The 579-nt window shown below is 64.9% G+C and carries 1 protein-coding gene; it reads right to left on the reverse strand.

Features of this window, described 5'->3' with window-relative positions; genetic code table 11:
* Nucleotides 1-93: 93 nt before the first annotated feature.
* Nucleotides 94-579: electron transfer flavoprotein subunit beta/FixA family protein (locus PNO31109_RS21815; RefSeq protein ID WP_150557518.1), on the reverse strand; the 486-nt coding region annotated here is incomplete at its 5' end.

Below are 579 nucleotides of genomic sequence, written 5' to 3' on the forward strand. Positions count from 1 at the left end.
TGCAGCGCGGCCGTCACCGTGTGGAGCGTCGCGGCCTTGATCGATTGGTTGTCGTGTTCGGCAATTACCAGAATGCTCATCTCGTCGTCTCCCTTAGATGACCTTCGCTTCGGTCTTCAGCTTCTCGACGAGCGCTGCCACGTCCGCCACCTTCACCCCCGCGCTGCGCTTGGGCGGCTCGGCCACCTTCAGCGTCTTCAGGCGCGGCGCCACGTCCACGCCCAGGTCGGCCGGCTTCACCGTCTCGAGCGGCTTCTTCTTCGCCTTCATGATGTTGGGCAACGTCACGTAGCGCGGCTCGTTCAGGCGAAGATCGGTCGTGATCACCGCCGGCAGCGACAGCGAGACGGTCTCCAGACCGCCGTCCACTTCCCGCGTGACCTGCGCGCGGTTGTCCGCCACCGTCACCTTCGAGGCGAACGTCGCCTGCGGCAGCTTCGCCAGCGCCGCGAGCATCTGACCGGTTTGATTGGAATCGTCGTCGATGGCCTGCTTGCCCAGGATCACCAGTTGCGGCTGCTCCTTGTCGACGATCGCCTTGAGCAGCTTGGCCACCGCCAGCGGCTGCAACTCTTCGTC

It is taken from the genome of Pandoraea nosoerga, from assembly GCF_902459585.1.
GTDB classification, from domain to species: Bacteria; Pseudomonadota; Gammaproteobacteria; order Burkholderiales; family Burkholderiaceae; genus Pandoraea; species Pandoraea nosoerga.